At 30.1% G+C, this 16,964-nt stretch carries 14 protein-coding genes and 1 other annotated feature; all 14 genes read left to right on the forward strand.

Annotated elements, in window-relative coordinates; genetic code table 11:
* The first annotated feature begins 37 nt into the window (after window positions 1-37).
* The 14 genes from ACH36K_RS05850 to ACH36K_RS05915 all read left to right on the forward strand — a co-directional run bounded on the left by ACH36K_RS05850 (window position 38) and on the right by ACH36K_RS05915 (window position 16,876).
* Complete coding sequence (locus tag ACH36K_RS05850; protein ID WP_411170016.1) at window positions 38-1,090, forward strand: BMP family lipoprotein; 1,053 nt, start codon at window positions 38-40, stop codon at window positions 1,088-1,090.
* A 108-nt stretch (window positions 1,091-1,198) separates the two neighbouring features.
* Entirely contained in the window at window positions 1,199-2,581 is a 1,383-nt protein-coding gene (rpoN, locus tag ACH36K_RS05855; protein ID WP_411170017.1) for an RNA polymerase factor sigma-54, read from the forward strand.
* A gap of 268 nt (window positions 2,582-2,849) precedes the next feature.
* Complete coding sequence (locus ACH36K_RS05860; protein ID WP_411170018.1) at window positions 2,850-3,887, forward strand: sugar-binding transcriptional regulator; 1,038 nt, start codon at window positions 2,850-2,852, stop codon at window positions 3,885-3,887.
* 52 nt (window positions 3,888-3,939) lie between these two features.
* Window positions 3,940-4,938 (forward strand): type I glyceraldehyde-3-phosphate dehydrogenase, encoded by a 999-nt coding sequence (gap, locus tag ACH36K_RS05865; protein ID WP_411170019.1) that lies wholly within the window; start codon window positions 3,940-3,942, stop codon window positions 4,936-4,938.
* A 186-nt stretch (window positions 4,939-5,124) separates the two neighbouring features.
* Window positions 5,125-6,303: a phosphoglycerate kinase gene (locus tag ACH36K_RS05870; RefSeq protein ID WP_411170020.1), complete on the forward strand. Its 1,179-nt coding sequence runs from the start codon at window positions 5,125-5,127 to the stop codon at window positions 6,301-6,303.
* Between the two features lie 155 nt (window positions 6,304-6,458).
* Complete coding sequence (tpiA, locus tag ACH36K_RS05875) at window positions 6,459-7,205, forward strand: triose-phosphate isomerase (protein WP_411170021.1); 747 nt, start codon at window positions 6,459-6,461, stop codon at window positions 7,203-7,205.
* A gap of 704 nt (window positions 7,206-7,909) precedes the next feature.
* Window positions 7,910-9,325, forward strand: coding sequence for an APC family permease (locus ACH36K_RS05880; protein WP_411170022.1), 1,416 nt, complete (start codon window positions 7,910-7,912; stop codon window positions 9,323-9,325).
* A 39-nt stretch (window positions 9,326-9,364) separates the two neighbouring features.
* Window positions 9,365-10,606, forward strand: coding sequence for an amidohydrolase family protein (locus ACH36K_RS05885; RefSeq protein ID WP_411170023.1), 1,242 nt, complete (start codon window positions 9,365-9,367; stop codon window positions 10,604-10,606).
* A 251-nt stretch (window positions 10,607-10,857) separates the two neighbouring features.
* Window positions 10,858-12,384: a 2,3-bisphosphoglycerate-independent phosphoglycerate mutase gene (gene gpmI, locus ACH36K_RS05890; protein WP_411170024.1), complete on the forward strand. Its 1,527-nt coding sequence runs from the start codon at window positions 10,858-10,860 to the stop codon at window positions 12,382-12,384.
* A 178-nt stretch (window positions 12,385-12,562) separates the two neighbouring features.
* On the forward strand, window positions 12,563-13,429 hold the full coding sequence (locus tag ACH36K_RS05895; RefSeq protein WP_411170025.1) for a DegV family protein: 867 nt from the start codon (window positions 12,563-12,565) through the stop codon (window positions 13,427-13,429).
* Window positions 13,430-13,621: 192 nt separating this feature from the next.
* Window positions 13,622-13,838: a binding site (T-box leader), on the forward strand.
* A 65-nt stretch (window positions 13,839-13,903) separates the two neighbouring features.
* A complete protein-coding gene (locus tag ACH36K_RS05900; protein WP_411170026.1) occupies window positions 13,904-14,569 on the forward strand; it encodes an amino acid ABC transporter permease in 666 nt (221 codons plus the stop codon).
* A complete protein-coding gene (locus ACH36K_RS05905; RefSeq protein WP_411170027.1) occupies window positions 14,550-15,224 on the forward strand; it encodes an amino acid ABC transporter permease in 675 nt (224 codons plus the stop codon). Before ACH36K_RS05900 ends, ACH36K_RS05905 begins: the two co-directional genes overlap by 20 nt.
* Window positions 15,225-15,234: 10 nt before the next feature.
* The gene (locus tag ACH36K_RS05910; RefSeq protein ID WP_411170028.1) at window positions 15,235-15,981 is read left to right on the forward strand and encodes an amino acid ABC transporter ATP-binding protein; all 747 of its coding nucleotides are present in this window, start codon (window positions 15,235-15,237) and stop codon (window positions 15,979-15,981) included.
* A 61-nt stretch (window positions 15,982-16,042) separates the two neighbouring features.
* The gene (locus tag ACH36K_RS05915) at window positions 16,043-16,876 is read left to right on the forward strand and encodes a cysteine ABC transporter substrate-binding protein (RefSeq protein ID WP_411170029.1); all 834 of its coding nucleotides are present in this window, start codon (window positions 16,043-16,045) and stop codon (window positions 16,874-16,876) included.
* Window positions 16,877-16,964: the final 88 nt, after the last annotated feature.

Raw genomic sequence — 16,964 nt, forward strand, 5'->3', positions numbered from 1 at the left:
ATTGGGGTAAGCTAAAATAAAAAGGAAGGTGGTTACAGTGTATAAGAAAAAGATATTATTACTATCATTTACTATATATTTTATATTTTCAATGTCAGGATGTCAGGCTCTTAATAGCTCAATAATAAATTTGGAAAAAGTTAAAGTTGCTTATGTTATAAATAAAGGATGTTTAGAAGATAAGGGATTAAATGAATTGGGGTTAGAAGGCGTAAACAAGGCTGCTACAGAACTTGGAGTTAAGATAACTACTATAGAAATAGATAAAAGTAATGAACAAAACTTTCAAAAAGAATTTATAAAAGCTACAAAGAGTAATGATTTAATAATTGTAGTTGGAGATGATTTTAATAATGTAGTAAATGAAGCTGCAACTAACTATAGAGATAAGAAGTTTATAGTAACATCAAATAAAATTAGAGAAAGTAATGTTCAAAATATAAGCTTTAGGTATGAAGAAGGTGGATTTTTAGCAGGAGTATTGGCAGGGAGAAAGGGCACAAATAAAGAAGTAGGTTATATTGCAATAAAAGACAGTGAACCAAATAAACAATTGTTATCAGGATATATGGCAGGAATTAAAATAACTAACCCATCTGCATTATCCAAGCTATTATCAAGTGAAAATGTTAAGTATGTTGAAGATTGCAATAAAATAGATATAGCATATAATGAAGCTTTAAAACTTTATGGTAATGGTTGTGAAGTAATACTAACAGATGCTGGTAGAGCTTCTGAAGGGGTTTTTAAAGCCGCAAAGGAAAAAGGTAAGTATGTTATTAATATTGGAATGGATGCAAGAGAAGTATATAGTGATTATAGAGAAAATATATTAGGCTCATTAAAGGTAAATTTTGATAAGGTGCTATATGAAAGTGTATCAGATGTAAAGAAGGGATTATTTAAGAGCGGTAAAGTTAATAAAATAAATGAAGGCTTAAAGGAAAATACTTTGGAAGTTATAATAAATGATGCTTTAATTGACATAAAAACCATAGATTTAATAAATACATATAAAAGTCAAGTAATTAAAGAAAAGATAGAGATTCCTAAGATAAAAGAAGAAGTGCTTGAATTTAAAGTTCAATAATGACTTGATATAACGTTTACTTAAGGTTTATACTAGTATTAAAGATTTATCTTTAATACTAGTATATTAAGTAAAAGTTATAGTTTTTTTTGAATGAAGGTGTACTGTATGAAATTAGATTTTAATTTGAATCTCACGCAAGAACAAAAGTTAATAATGACTCAGCAAATGCAGTTATCTATAAAGCTCTTACAAATGTCAACTTATGATTTAAGAGAGTATATAGAAAATGAATTTGTAGAAAATCCAATACTAGAAGGTGATTTTGATTTTGTCCAAGAAGACAAGGAGTATCAGGACAAAATTAATTACAAAGAAATGATAAAATACTTAGAATTTGATAATTATGGATCTCAAAGTTATGGAGAATATAATAAAGAAGATGATGTATCACCTTTTAATTTCATATGTGAAAAGGAATCTCTTACAGAATACTTGCACGAGCAGTTGTTAGAAAGTGATGAAGACGAATATAAAAAGGCCATAGTATCTTATATGATAGAAAATATAGATAGTAGAGGATATTTGGACATGCCCTTAGAATCCATATGTAAGGAGTTAAATATTTCAATTGTTTTAGGAGAAGAATCATTAGAAATACTTCAGGATTTAGAACCAGATGGAATAGGAGCTAGAGATTTAAAAGAATGCTTAAAAATACAGCTAATTAAGATGGGAATTTTAGATGATAATTTAGAAATTATAATAGATGAGTATTTAGATTTAATTGCAGATAATAAATTTAATATTATAGCCAAGAATTTGAAAATAACTCCAAAAGAAGCTCAAGATTTAGGAGACATAATAAAGGGACTTGAACCTAAGCCTTCCAGAGGATTCTACACAGGAGATGAGGTTAAATTTATAATTCCTGATGCAGCTATTAGAAAAATAGATGGACAATACTTTGTTATAATGAATGATGGAGTTATACCAAGATTATCTATAAGTAATTTATATAAAAATATTATAAATAATAAAGAAGATAAAAATACAGAAAATTATGTAAAAGAAAAATTAAGTAGTGCTATGTTTTTAATAAAGAGCATAGAACAAAGAAAAAGTACTTTGCTTAAAATATTAGAAAAAATAGTAGAAAAACAAAGAGATTATTTTGATAAAGGTCAGAAATATTTAAAACCAATGACACTTAAGGAAATGGCAGAAGAGTTAGGTATACATGAATCTACTGTAAGTAGAGCTATAAAAGATAAATATATATTAACAAGTCTTGGTACTGTGAAAATTAAAGATTTATTTACTACAGGATTAAGTAAGTCAGAAGGTGACGGTGAGGATGTCGCTGTAGTTAACATTAAAAAGCAAATAAAAGAAATGATAGATATTGAAAATAAAAAGAAACCTTTGCCAGATCAAATAATATGTGACGAACTTAATAAAAGAAATTTGAATATCTCAAGAAGAACGGTGGCAAAATATAGAGAAGAGATGGAAATAAAATCATCAAGCAAAAGAAAAAGAATAGAATAAATATTAAATTATAAAGAAAAAATAGTAATAGAGAGGTTGGCTATATATTATAATAAGTTGAATTTAAAGGCTAGCTTCTCTATTATGAACCATTTGTGTAAAATAAGAACTTTAATGGAACATATGAATACAGAATGCTAAAAATTTGTAAAACTTTTAGAAAAGTTTAAAGAAAGTACTTTTAAATTTCGAAGAAGTGTTTTATAATAATAAATGTGGGACATATATATTATATGTGGGACTTTTTTAGACCAAAGGAGGGTTGGAAGTGCAGGAAATATTGTCTTTACAGAAAAAAATAGTTCCTGAACTTGTAGAAGTCCTAGAGAAAAGATATAACATACTTAGGACTATATATTACAATCAGCCTATCGGAAGACGTGTTTTAGCCAATCAGTTAGATCTTGGAGAAAGAATAGTAAGAACTGAAATAAGTTTTTTAAAATCACAAAATCTAATAGAAATAAACACTCCAGGAATGACAGTAACTGAAGAGGGACAAGAGGTAGTAGATAAACTTAAAGATTTTATACATGAAATTAAAGGATTATCTGATATTGAAGAAAACATAAAGGCCTTCCTTGGCTTAAGAGATGTAATAATTGTTCCTGGTGATGTAGAAATGAACCCTATAATTTTAAAAGAACTTGGTAAAGCTACAGCAAATTATCTAAAATCAATTATTAAAGATAATAATATAATAGCTATAACCGGGGGCAACACTATTAAAGAGTTTGTAGAAGCATTACCTAAGATAAATAATATTTCAAATATTCTCGTAGTTCCAGCAAGAGGAGGTATGGGAAGAAAAGTTGAAATACAAGCAAGTACATTAGCAGCATCCTTAGCACAAAAGCTAAATGGCGCTTATAAGTTGCTTCATATTCCAGAAAATCTTAGTTTAGAACTTTTAGATACTTTACTAAAGGAAAAAGAAATAAAAGAAGTAATAGATAATATTCATAAAGCAGATATTTTAATATATGGAATAGGGGATGCTTTAGTTATGGCTGAGAAGAGAGATGTTTTAGAGGAAGAACTTTATAAACTTAAATTTCTTGGAGCTGTAGGAGAGGCATTTGGATGTTACTTTAACAAAGATTCTAAGGTGGTTTCAGAAAATACTTCAATTGGAATAAATATTAATGAAGCAAGAAAAATTAACACACATATTGCAGTAGCAGCTGGGGAAAATAAAGTTGACGCTATTATTGCAACTATGATGAGAAACAATAATGCAGTGTTAGTAACGGATGAAGCAGCTGGTAGAAAAATCGTAGAATTTATCAAGGAACAAACTAAATAAGCTTAAAATTTTAAAAATTTTAAATATAACTATTTTTAGGAGGTAATTGCAAATGGTAAATGTAGCAATTAATGGTTTTGGAAGAATAGGAAGATTAGCATTAAGATTAATGATTGAAAACCCAGAATTCAACGTGGTAGCAATCAATGACTTAACAGATGCTAAAACTTTAGCTCACTTATTCAAGTATGACTCAGCACAAGGTAGATTTAACGGAGAAATCGAAGTTAAAGAAGGTGCTTTCGTAGTTAATGGAAAAGAAATAAAAGTAACAGCTGAAAGAAATCCAGCTGACCTACCATGGGCAGCATTAAATGTTGATGTAGTTTTAGAATGTACTGGATTCTTCACTTCTCAAGAAAAGGCTGGATTACACTTACAAGCTGGAGCTAAGAAAGTAGTTATATCAGCTCCTGCAACTGGTGATATTAAAACAGTTGTATTCAACACTAACCAAGAAATATTAGATGGTACTGAAACAGTTATTTCAGGTGCTTCATGTACTACAAACTGTTTAGCTCCAATGGCTAAAGTATTAAATGACAAGTTCGTAATCCAAAAAGGATTTATGACAACTATTCACGCTTACACTAATGACCAAAACACTTTAGATGGTCCTCACGCTAAGGGTGATTTAAGAAGAGCTAGAGCTGCTGCTGCTAACATAGTTCCAAACTCAACTGGAGCTGCTAAAGCAATCGGATTAGTTATTCCTGAATTAAAAGGAAAATTAGATGGAGGCGCTCAAAGAGTTCCTGTTATAACTGGTTCATTAACTGAATTAGTATGTACTTTAGAAAAGAAAGTAACAGCTCAAGAAATCAATGAAGCTATGAAAGCTGCTGCAAATGAATCATTCGGTTATACTGAAGAAGAATTAGTATCAGGAGATATCATCGGAATCAGCTTTGGTTCATTATTTGATGCTACTCAAACAAAGGTTATGGAAGTTAACGGAGAACAATTAGTTAAAGTTGCTTCTTGGTACGACAATGAAATGTCATACACTAACCAATTAATCAGAACTTTAAAGTACTTCGTAACTAGATAATTAAATAGTTAAGTTTATACTTATAAAGAACATATTGTTGGTCTGGTTTTATAGTAAAATCTATGAGGCCAGACCAATTTTAAATTAAGCAGAGGTTGAAAATCTTTGATTTTTACTATTAATGCTTACTATTATGAATGAAATGAACAAGAGTTTCATTAAAAATAAATTTAAGAGGTGAAATCAATGAGCTTTAATAAGAAAACTATAGAAGATATAGCTGTTAAAGGTAAAAAGGTTTTAGTAAGATGTGACTTCAATGTGCCATTAAAAGATGGTGTTATAACAGATGAAAATAGATTAAATGGTGCATTACCAACAATTAAATATTTAATAGATAATGGTGCAAGAGTTATACTTTGCTCCCACTTAGGAAAAGATGCATCAAAATCATTAGCTCCAGTTGCTAAAAGATTAAGCGAAATGCTAAATCAAGAAGTTGTATTTGCAAGAGATGAAGAAGTTGTAGGAGAAAATGCTAGAGCTGCTGTTGCAAACATGAAAGATGGAGATGTTGTATTATTAGAAAATACAAGATGCAGAAAAGAAGAAACTAAGAATATCGAAGAATTCTCAAAAGAATTAGCTTCATTAGCTGATATATTTGTAAATGATGCTTTTGGTACAGCTCACAGAGCACACTGCTCAACAGTTGGAGTTACTGAATTCTTAGATACAGCTGTATGTGGATACTTAATTCAAAAAGAATTAAAATTCTTAGGAGAAGCTGTAAATAATCCAGTTAGACCATTTGTTGCTATATTAGGTGGAGCTAAGGTTTCAGATAAAATAGCTGTTATAAACAACTTATTAGAAAAAGTTGATACACTAATAATTGGTGGAGGAATGGCTTACACATTCTTAAAAGCTCAAGGATATGAAGTAGGGTCATCATTAGTAGAAGCTGATAGAATTGAATATGCTAAAGAAATGATAGAAAAGGCAGTTTCTAAAGGAGTTAAGTTCTTATTACCAGTTGACCACAGAGTTGCTACAGAATTCAAAGATGTTGAACCTGTAATAACAGAAGATCAAAACATTCCAGCAGGAAGTATGGGATTAGATATCGGACCTAAAACAGAAACTATATACGCTGATGCAATTAAAGATGCTAAAACAGTTATATGGAACGGACCAATGGGAGTATTCGAATTCGAAAACTTCAACAAAGGAACAATTGCAGTTGCTAAAGCTATGGCAGATGCAGATGCTACAACAGTTATTGGTGGAGGAGACTCAGCTGCTGCTGTTAATATCTTAGGATTTGGAGATAAAATGACTCACATCTCAACAGGTGGTGGAGCTTCTCTAGAATTCTTAGAAGGTAAAGCATTACCAGGAATAGAAGCTTTAAACAACAAATAAGCTTTAAAGAATTTGAATTTTTGATTTAAATATTAAAACTTATTTTTTTAGTACTCCTATGAACTTATGTTAATAGGAGTTTCTTAAAAATTTATAAACAATAAATCTGCAATATATATTGCAATTTTATATCAAATTATATGAGGTGATTTTAAATGAGAAAAGCAATAATAGCTGGAAACTGGAAAATGCATTATACTCCAGCAGAGGCTGTAAAAGTTATAGAAGAATTAAAACCATTAGTAAAGAATGCTACATGTGATGTAGTAGTATGCCCAACTTTTGTTTGTTTAGATGCTGTATTAAAAGCAGTAGAAGGATCAAACATCAAAGTTGCAGCTCAAAACATGCACTTTGAAGAAAAGGGTGCTTTCACAGGAGAAGTTGCTCCAGTAATGCTAGAAGCTATGGGAGTTAGCTATGTTGTTTTAGGACACAGTGAAAGAAGAGAATACTTTAATGAAACTGATGAAGCTTTAAACAAAAAAGTTAAGGCCGCATTTGCACACAATTTAACTCCAATACTTTGCTGTGGAGAAACTTTAGAGCAAAGAGAAAATGGAACAACTAATGAAGTTGTTGGAGCTCAAATTAAAGCTGATTTAGAAGGATTATCAAAGGAATTAGCAGAAAAAGTAGTTATTGCTTACGAACCAATCTGGGCAATAGGAACTGGTAAAACAGCTACTAATGAACAAGCTAATGAAACAATAATGGCAATAAGAAATGTTGTTGTAGAAATGTTTGGAAAAGAAGTTGCTGATAAAGTAAGAATCCAATACGGTGGATCAGTTAAGCCAAACACAATTAAAGATCAAATGGCTATGTCAGACATAGATGGTGCTTTAGTTGGTGGAGCTAGCTTAGTTGCATCTGATTTTTCACAAATAGTTAATTTCTAAGAAAATCTCAATATAAATTTCTAAATAACCTTGTAGGAAATAATAAATTTTCTATAAGGTTATTTTTACTTTATAGAAAATTATATTCTTAAAATCTGTGTATAAATTATTTATAGAATATAAGTTATTAAAGTTAGTCCTATAGAGTAAAAAATAGAATAAAGTGCGCGTGCAAGATTTTTATCAGGCAAGCTTCGGGCACTGAAAAGTGTACCCTCCATTAACCAAATATAAAATTTGTAGTGTCATTTAAATGCACATTCGCGAAAAAAGTCGACAACTCAGCAAGCTCACATTGTCGACTTTTTTATTTTAATTTTACTAATGAGAAAGATAATAATAATTCAAATAGTATATTTTAGAGAAGATGAAGTAAAAAATGTTTATAAATGATAAGAATTGACGAGAATTGACGAGAAAATAGTCACTTAAGGAAAATATTTGGAATAAAGATAATTTATATATTATTTTATCTATTATAGGGGAAAATAGATAAATATAGGGAAAAATAGATAAAAAATGAAAAAGGAAAATATTTGTAAAACGATTTCAGTAAGAGTATAATGTACTTGTATGATAAATACGACATAACTTTATAACAGTAAAGAAGGTGTGTTTATGATTAATGTTAGTATTTATAATACTTCCTAAAAGAAATTGTGTATTAAGATTATTAAATGTATTACAGAATTTTGGGGGAGCAAATGGGAGAGAATGTTGGAATGAAAAAATCCTTATCCTTATGGAATTTTTTTACTATAGGGTTTGGAGCAATTATAGGAACTGGCTGGGTATTACTTGTTGGTGATTGGATGAAAATAGGTGGTGGTCCTGTACCAGCGATGATAGCTTTTATGATTGGAGCTATTTTTTTATTGCCTATAGGAGCTGTTTTTGGTGAATTGACTTCAGCTATACCAATTTCAGGAGGGATAGTTGAATATGTATCAAGAACCTGTGGTGATAAATTATCTTACCTTACAGGATGGTTTTTAGTGTTAGGAAATGCAATATTATGTCCTTGGGAAGCTATTGCAATTTCAACATTAATAGGAGAGTTTATACCATCATTAAATGTTATTCCATTATATGAGATTATGGGGGCAACAGTATATCTTCCACCACTATTAATCTCATTAATTTTTGCAGGGTATGTTATTTACCTTAATTTTAAAGGCGCTTCATCAGCGGCTAAGTTACAAGGATTTTTAGCTAAGTTGTTATTAGGTGGAATGCTTATTGCTATGGGAATTTCCTTATTTAAAGGAGGTCCATCAAACATTTTACCAATATATGATGGAACAATATCAGGGGCTGGGGAAGGATCTAGCATATGGATGGGAATATTACCAGTCCTTGTAATGACACCATTTTTTTATGCTGGATTTGATACAATACCACAACAAGCAGAGGAGGCTTCTGAGGGGTTAGATTGGAATAAATTTGGTAAGGTAATATCTTTAGCATTATTAGCAGCAGGTGTATTTTATGTTATTTGTATCTATTCTTTTGGATCCATTGTAAAGTGGCAGGATTTTATAACTCATAATATACCAGCATTAACAATACTATCAGTAATAGGTCTGGGAGTATTTTATAAGATAATGATGGTTATTGCAGTAATGGGGCCATTAGGACCAATGAATTCTTTTTTTGCAGCTTCAAGTAGAATACTACTTGCCATGGGTAGAAAGGAACAATTACCAAGTAAGTTTGCAAAGATAGATGAGAAAACTGGAACACCTAAAGTAGCTAACGTATTAATGGCAATTTTAACAATAATAGGTCCTTTTTTAGGTAAAAATATGTTAGTTCCATTAACTAATGTTAGTTCATTAGCATTTATTTTTGCTTGCTTTATGGCAAGTGTAGCATGTTTAAGAATGAGAAAGACAGAACCAAATTTGAAAAGACCATATAAGGTTCCAGGGGGTAAGGTTGGTATTTATGCAGCTTGTTTAACTGCGTTAATAATAATTGCATTATTAGTTCTTCCAATGAGTCCAGCATCTTTAAATGCCGTTGAATGGAGCATAGTTATTATATGGCTTTTGTTAGGAATGATTTTTATGGCTGCAAGAAAGAAGAACGTTTATGTTGGTAAGAAAGAAGAGTTTTAAGAAATAAATAATTGAATAATATATGGGTAGGAGGTTTTTATGAGTAAAGTAGCTTTTTTAGGAGGATTATTAATAGATTGTACAGGGGCAGAAGCAATTAAAGATTCTTTGGTATTAGTAGAAGATAAAAAAATAAAATATGCTGGGGAAAAAATAGAGTTTGATGATTCATATGAAGTGGTGGATATTAATGGAAAAACAATAATGCCAGGATTAATAGATTCTCACCTTCATTTTAGTGGTAATTTATCAGATAATGATAATGAGTGGGTTTTAGAGCATCCTATTCAAAAAACAGTAGTAGCTGTGGCTCAAGCCAAAGAGGCTTTAGAGCATGGATTAACTTCTGTAGGAGAAATTTCAAGATCAGGAATACACATTCGTAATATGATAGAAAAGGGAATAATTCCAGGGCCACGTGTTGTAACAACTGGACTAGGTTTCTGCAGAACTGCAGGACATGGAGATTCTCACAATCTTCCATGGGAATATAATAATGTTTCACATCCATGGGCAGAGCGTGTTGATGGACCTTGGGAGTTAAGGAGAGCTATTCGTCATAGAATTAGAGAAAATCCAGATGCAGTTAAAATATGGTCAACTGGTGGTGGAATCTGGAGATTAGATGCTAAGGCAGATTCTCATTATTCAATGGAAGAAATACAAGCTGTAGTTGATGAATGTAATATGGTTGGACTACCAGTATGGTCTCATGCTGAAGGTTATCAAGGTGCTTTAGATTCATGTAAGGCTGGAGTAAGTGCAATAATTCATGGACAAGAGTTAAATGAAGAATGTTTAGAAATAATGAAAGAAAAAGATATTACATTTTGCCCGACATATCAATTCTTCACTGAATGGTTTACTGTGTACGAGCCACCATATAGACCAATACATGATAACTTCCCAGGAAATACAGTGGCAGAAAAAGAATTAAATAGAATAACAAGTAATTTATTAAATGCTAATAAGAAAGGTATTCGTATTACTGTAGGTTCAGACTCTTTCTGTAGTTCATTAACTCCATATGGAAAGTATGCAATTACTGAAATGTATGCATTAAATAAAGCTGGATTGACTGAAAAGGAAGTTCTTTTAGCTGCTACAAAAAATGGAGCAGAAATGCTTAGAATAGATAAGATTACAGGAACTATTGAGGAAGGAAAGTATGCGGATATAATTGTTCTTCAAGGAAATCCTTTGGAAGATATACATGAGGTAGATGCTGACAAAATGGAAATAATAATGAAAGAAGGACACTTTGTAAAGAGAAATATTTAATAAATATCTATAAAGAATCAGTATCAAAATAACTTCTGATACTGATTAACAAAAAAGGAGAATTCGTATTGAATTCTCCTTTTTTATGAATTGTTTGAAAATTTATTGAAATTATTTTCTTGCAAAGGTTTACTGAAATAGGTGTTTTATTGTTTATAAAGTACAAATATAGTATAATAAAGTTAGATTTAAAGAAAGATAATATTAGAATATTGTCAAATATAGATTTTAATAAAAATTTGGAGGGAATTATGGCGAAGAAACCTGTAATGTTAATGATATTAGATGGATTTGGAATTGCTCCAAAATCAGATGGAAATGCTGTTGAAACAGCAAAGAAAGCAAATTTTGATGGACTAATAGAAAAATATCCACACACTCAATTACAAGCTAGTGGATTACATGTTGGATTACCTGATGGACAAATGGGAAACTCTGAAGTTGGTCATTTAAATATAGGTGCAGGAAGAATTATATATCAAGAATTAACAAGAATAACTAAAGAGATTAATGAAGGTGGATTCTTTACAAATGAAGCGTTAAATCTTGCAATTAAAAATGCAAAAGAAAATAATTCAGCACTTCATTTAATGGGATTATTATCAGATGGTGGAGTTCATTCACACATAGATCACTTAAAGGGATTATTACAATTAGCTAAAGAGGCTGAGTTACAAAATGTATATGTTCACTGCTTTATGGATGGAAGAGATGTTCCACCATCATCAGGAAAAGAATTTATAGTAGAGCTTGAAAATTACATGAAAGAAATTGGTGTAGGTAAGATAGCTACTATTGCAGGTAGATATTATGCAATGGATAGAGATAACAGATGGGAGAGAGTTGAACTTGCTTATAATGCAATGGTATTAGGAAGAGGGGAAGTAGCCTCATCAGCTGTAGAAGCTATTGAAAGATCATACCATGATAATAAAACAGATGAGTTTGTATTACCAGCAGTTATAGATTCAAATGGAATGATTAAGAATAAGGACTCAGTAATATTCTTTAACTTTAGACCAGATAGAGCTAGAGAAATAACTAGAGCTATAAATGATAAAGAATTTAATGGATTCAAGAGAGAAACTTTAAACTTAACGTTTGTAACTATGACTCAATACGACAAGACTTTAGAAGGTGTTAATGTTGCATATAGAGCAGAAGGTATAAATAATACTTTAGGAGAGTATGTATCAAGCAAGGGATTAAACCAATTAAGAATTGCAGAAACTGAAAAGTATGCTCACGTTACATTCTTCTTTAATGGTGGAGTAGAAAAAGAAAATCCAGGTGAAGATAGAGCTCTTATAGCATCACCTAAGGTTGCAACTTATGATTTAAAACCTGAAATGAGTGCTTACGAAGTAACAGAAGAGTTAATTAATAGATTAGATCAAGATAAGTATGACATGGTTATATTAAACTATGCTAATCCAGATATGGTTGGACATACAGGAGTAATGGATGCAGCTGTTAAAGCAATAGAAGTTGTAGATGAGTGTTTAGGAAAGATTGCAAATAAAGTTTTAGAAAAGGACGGAACTTTATTTATAACTGCTGACCACGGTAATGCTGAAACTATGATAGATTTCTCAACAGGAAATCCATTTACAGCACATACAACAGATCCAGTTCCATTTGTATGGATATCAAATCATACAGAAGGAAGAACTTTACAAGAAGGAAAGCTTGCTGATATAGCTCCAACTATGCTAAATGTAATGGGACTTGATGTGCCAACAGAAATGACTGGAAAATCATTAATAATAAATAAATAATTTTAAATAAGATTACGTTAGAGTGGTAAAAGAGTAAGGATATTAATTCTTACTCTTTTATATTGCATAAAATTAACAAAATAAGTATTTTGAATATCAAAACATTTGACATTGGAAAATCTTGATTGTATAATATCTGTAATAAATTAAAAGTTATTATTAATAGGAGTTGAATATTATGAAAGTTAGACTGATAACTGATTCAGCATGCGACTTATCAATAGATTATGTACAAGAGAACAATATAGAAGTAGTACCATTAACAGTTAATATAAATGGAGAATTTATACCAGATGATTTAGGACAGACGTTAAAACATGAAGATTTTTATAAAATGATTAAAGAAGGAGCAATGCCATCTACAGCACAGGTGAATGTTGGAGATTTTTTAGAGGTGTTTAAAAAGTGTGTAGATCAAGGGGACGCTATAATATATATAGGATTATCTTCTAGTTTAAGTGGGACTTATAATAGTTCAACAATAGCAAGACAAATGATATTGGAAGAAAATCCAAATGCAATTATACATGTTATTGATTCTTTAAGTGTATCAGTAGGAGAAGGATCTTTAGTTTATAATGCATGTGAGATGATTAAAAATGGTTCTAGTATAGAAGAAATAGTAAACTTTGTTGAAGAAAATAAGAGAAGAATTATCCATGCTATAGTAGTAGATGATTTAAATCACTTAAAAAGAGGTGGACGTATCTCAGGAACGGTAGCGACTGTGGGAGCTTTACTTGGAATAAAACCAACCCTTAAAATAGATGATGAAGGAAAGGTTATTCCAGGAGATAAAATAAAGGGAAGAAAAAAAGCATTAAAGTATTTAGTTCAAGAATTAAAAGAAAAAGCAATAAATCCAGAAGAACAAGTTATTTTTATATGTCATGCAGATTGCTTAAGTGAAGCTGAAGATGTAAAGAAAATGATACTTGAAGAAGTTAAGGTTAAGGATGTATTAATTAATTCTATAGGAGCAGTAATTGGAACTCATGGAGGTCCAGGAACTTTAGCATTGGTATTTAAGGGAGATAAGAGGTAATAATATTAAAAAGTAAAAGCTATGATAAACATAGCTTTTATTTTTTATAAAATTTTCATCGTATAAGACTCACATATTTAAAGGATTTGGAATAGTTTAATGTATAATTATGTATAAAAAGTAAATTGAATAAAGTATTGACAAGTAAAAACTAAATAGTATAATTAAAATAAACATATCGGAATAGTAGGAATAAATGCAATGATGAAGAGAGTAGTATAATAATAGTGTTTGCAGAGAGAAGGAAATGGTGAAAGCCTTTAGCGTTATATTATATGAAGTGCACTTCGGAGTATAAAATGTGAAATATATAGTAGCATTTTAACGGAACGCCGTTTATAGTGTAATTTATTAAGGTGGAACTATGTTCAATTAGAGTGGAACCGCGGAGGATAACTTCGTCTCTTATTTAAGTTAAGAGAGGGAGTTTTTTTATTACTTAAAATTAATTACTTTCAGAATTGGAGGGATTTTATGGAGCTTGATTTAGACTTTATCATTAGTAGCTTACCTAATTTTTTAGAAGCTGCATTTATAACATTCGAACTAGCTATTATATCTATTACATTATCTATTCTAATTGGATTATTAATAGAAGTAGCAAGATATTTTAATTTAAAATGTATAAATGTTATATCTAAGATATATATAGAATTTTCAAGAAATACACCACTATTGATACAAGTATTTTTTCTTTATTATGGATTAACTAAATTTGGAATAAAGATAAGTGGTTTTACTTGTGGAGTTATAGGTCTATCATTCTTAGGCGGAGCTTATATGGCAGAATCATTTAGAGGTGGAGTAGATGCAGTATCAAAAGCTCAAATAGAAAGTGGTCAAGCAATAGGATTAAGTAAAAAACAAATATTAAGGCATATTATTTTCCCTATAAGTTTTTCTGTATCAATTCCATCTATAGCTGCTAATTGTATATTCTTAATAAAAGAAACATCTATTATTGGATCAATAGCAGTTGCAGAGCTTATGTTTGTTACAAAGGATGTTATAGGAATGTATTATAAAACAAATGAGGCTTTATTATTAGTTGTAATATTCTATCTTATAATATTACTTCCTATTTCAATAATTAGTAGAGTTTTAGAGAGGAGGTTAAGATATGGAGAGTTTGGGCAGTAATTTAATTTTTAACTGGGATAACATGAATAGGCTTTTAGAAGGATTACTTGTAACATTAAATGTTGCTTTTGTATCAGTTATTTTATCTACTATATTAGGAATTATATTTGGAATAGTTATGATTAGTAAAAGAAAAGTAGTAAAAATTATTTCAACCATATATCTAGAAAGTATAAGGATAATACCATTAATGGTATGGCTTTTCATATTTTACTTTGGAGTACCAACTCTTTTAGATATTCATTTAGATTCGATATATGTTGGATATATAGTTTTTACATTATGGGGTACAGCAGAAATAGGTGATTTGGTAAGAGGTGCAATTACATCTATTCCTAAAATATATTATGAATCAGCAATGGCTTTGTCTTTAAATAAAATAAAGACTTACAGATATATTATAATTCCAATAAGTATAAGACGAGTTCTTCCTGGGATTATAAATTTAAGTACAAGAATGATAAAAACTACTACTTTAATGACTTTGATTGGAGCGGTAGATTTAGTTAAAGTTGGCCAGCAAATCATAGAAAGAACAGTTTTAACAGAGCCATTAGCTTCATTTTGGATTTATGGATTAATGCTTATAATTTATTTTCTAATATGTTTTCCAATATCCTTAGGAGCAAAGGCATTAGAGAAAAAGTTAAACTAGGAGGGATTTTATGAGTGAAGAAATATTACTTAAAGTTAATAATATAAAGAAGAACTACGGAGAAATTAATGCTCTAAAGGGAGTTGACTTAGAAATTAAAAAGGGGGAAGTAGTAGTTATTCTAGGACCTTCAGGTTGTGGTAAAAGCACATTTTTAAGATGTTTAAATGGCTTAGAAAATATAGATGAAGGAGAAATAATTTTAAAGAATTATGGAGTTTTAGGGAAGGAGGTAGAATTTGAAAAGGTAAGAGGAACTATAGGAATGGTTTTTCAAAGTTATGAATTATTTCCTCATATGAATGTTATAAATAATATTTTACTTGGACCAACTAAAGCTCAAAAAAGAGAGAAAGAAGAAGTAATTAAACAAGCAGATGAGCTGTTAAATAGAGTTGGACTATTTAACAGAAAGTATGCTTATCCTAGAGAGTTATCAGGTGGTCAAAAACAAAGGATAGCAATTGTAAGAGCATTGTGTATGAATCCAGAAATAATGCTTTTTGATGAAGTTACAGCTGCGTTAGACCCGGAAATGGTTAGAGAAGTTTTGAGGGTTTTACTAGAATTAGCACAAAATGGAATGACTATGGTTATAGTTACTCATGAATTAGAATTTGCAAAAAATATAGCAGATAAGATTGTTTTTATGGAGGAAGGTAATATCATAGAAATATCTTCTCCAGAAGAATTTTTTTCAAATCCAAAAACAGAAAGAGCAAAAAGCTTTTTAGCTTCATTTGATTTGTATAAATAATAGCTGTTTTAGATGAAAATGTATAACAGTGCTAAATAATAAAAAGAAAGGGGTAAATAAAATGAAAAAAATATTGTCATTGATTTTAATACTAGTAATAGCAGTAGGAGCATTAGTTGGATGTGGATCAAAAAAAGGTGAAAGTAAATCAGCAATAGAGGAAATTAAGAAAGCTGATAAAGTAAGAATTGGGGTATTTAGTGATAAACCACCATTTGGATTCGTTGATGAAAAAGGAGTAAATCAAGGATATGATGTTTATTTAGGAAAAAGAATAGCTAAGGATTTATTAGGAGATGAAAGTAAAGTTGAATTTGTATTAGTTGAAGCGGCAAATAGAGTAGAATATTTACAGTCAAATAAGGTGGATATAATACTAGCTAACTTTACTGTAACACCTGAAAGAAAAGAAAAAGTAGATTTTGCCAGTCCTTATATGAAAGTTGCTTTAGGTGTAGTTTCATCTGATGGAAATCCAATAAAATCAGTAGATGATTTAAAGGGTAAGAAACTAATAGTAAATAAAGGAACAACAGCAGAAAATTACTTTACAAAGAATTATCCTGATATTGAATTAGTTAAATTTGAACACAATACTGAGGCTTTTGCGGCATTAAAAGATGGAAGAGGAGCTGCTTTAGCACATGACAATACTTTATTGTTTGCTTGGGCTAGAGAAAATAATGGGTTTACAACGTATATTTCAACTCTAGGAGAAGAAGATACAATTGCACCGGCTGTTAAAAAGGGAAATGAAGAATTATTACAATGGATTAACAATGAGGTAGATAACCTTATTAAAGAAGGATTCTTTAAAGAAGCATTTGATAAAACTTTAGTACCGGCTTATGGGGATACTGTAAAACCGGAAACAGTTATTTTTGGTACGAATTAAGCTAAATTAATTATTATACTTTTTAATATAATTTAATATAATTTAAAAAATATATATAAATTGTTTAAAGGGACTCTTCTGCAAGAAG

The organism is Clostridium sp. MB05 (assembly GCF_046581255.1).
GTDB lineage: Bacteria > Bacillota > Clostridia > Clostridiales > Clostridiaceae > Clostridium.

What these genes read in the sequence shown, in the direction of transcription:
- ACH36K_RS05900 (WP_411170026.1), top strand. Translation starts at nt 13,904, where the DNA reads ATGGAGCTTGATTTAGACTTTATCATTAGTAGCTTACCTAATTTTTTA.
- ACH36K_RS05895 (WP_411170025.1), top strand. Translation starts at nt 12,563, where the DNA reads ATGAAAGTTAGACTGATAACTGATTCAGCATGCGACTTATCAATAGAT.
- gpmI (WP_411170024.1), top strand. Translation starts at nt 10,858, where the DNA reads ATGGCGAAGAAACCTGTAATGTTAATGATATTAGATGGATTTGGAATT.
- ACH36K_RS05915 (WP_411170029.1), top strand. Translation starts at nt 16,043, where the DNA reads ATGAAAAAAATATTGTCATTGATTTTAATACTAGTAATAGCAGTAGGA.
- gap (WP_411170019.1), top strand. Translation starts at nt 3,940, where the DNA reads ATGGTAAATGTAGCAATTAATGGTTTTGGAAGAATAGGAAGATTAGCA.
- ACH36K_RS05905 (WP_411170027.1), top strand. Translation starts at nt 14,550, where the DNA reads ATGGAGAGTTTGGGCAGTAATTTAATTTTTAACTGGGATAACATGAAT.
- ACH36K_RS05880 (WP_411170022.1), top strand. Translation starts at nt 7,910, where the DNA reads ATGGGAGAGAATGTTGGAATGAAAAAATCCTTATCCTTATGGAATTTT.
- tpiA (WP_411170021.1), top strand. Translation starts at nt 6,459, where the DNA reads ATGAGAAAAGCAATAATAGCTGGAAACTGGAAAATGCATTATACTCCA.
- ACH36K_RS05885 (WP_411170023.1), top strand. Translation starts at nt 9,365, where the DNA reads ATGAGTAAAGTAGCTTTTTTAGGAGGATTATTAATAGATTGTACAGGG.
- ACH36K_RS05870 (WP_411170020.1), top strand. Translation starts at nt 5,125, where the DNA reads ATGAGCTTTAATAAGAAAACTATAGAAGATATAGCTGTTAAAGGTAAA.
- ACH36K_RS05910 (WP_411170028.1), top strand. Translation starts at nt 15,235, where the DNA reads ATGAGTGAAGAAATATTACTTAAAGTTAATAATATAAAGAAGAACTAC.
- rpoN (WP_411170017.1), top strand. Translation starts at nt 1,199, where the DNA reads ATGAAATTAGATTTTAATTTGAATCTCACGCAAGAACAAAAGTTAATA.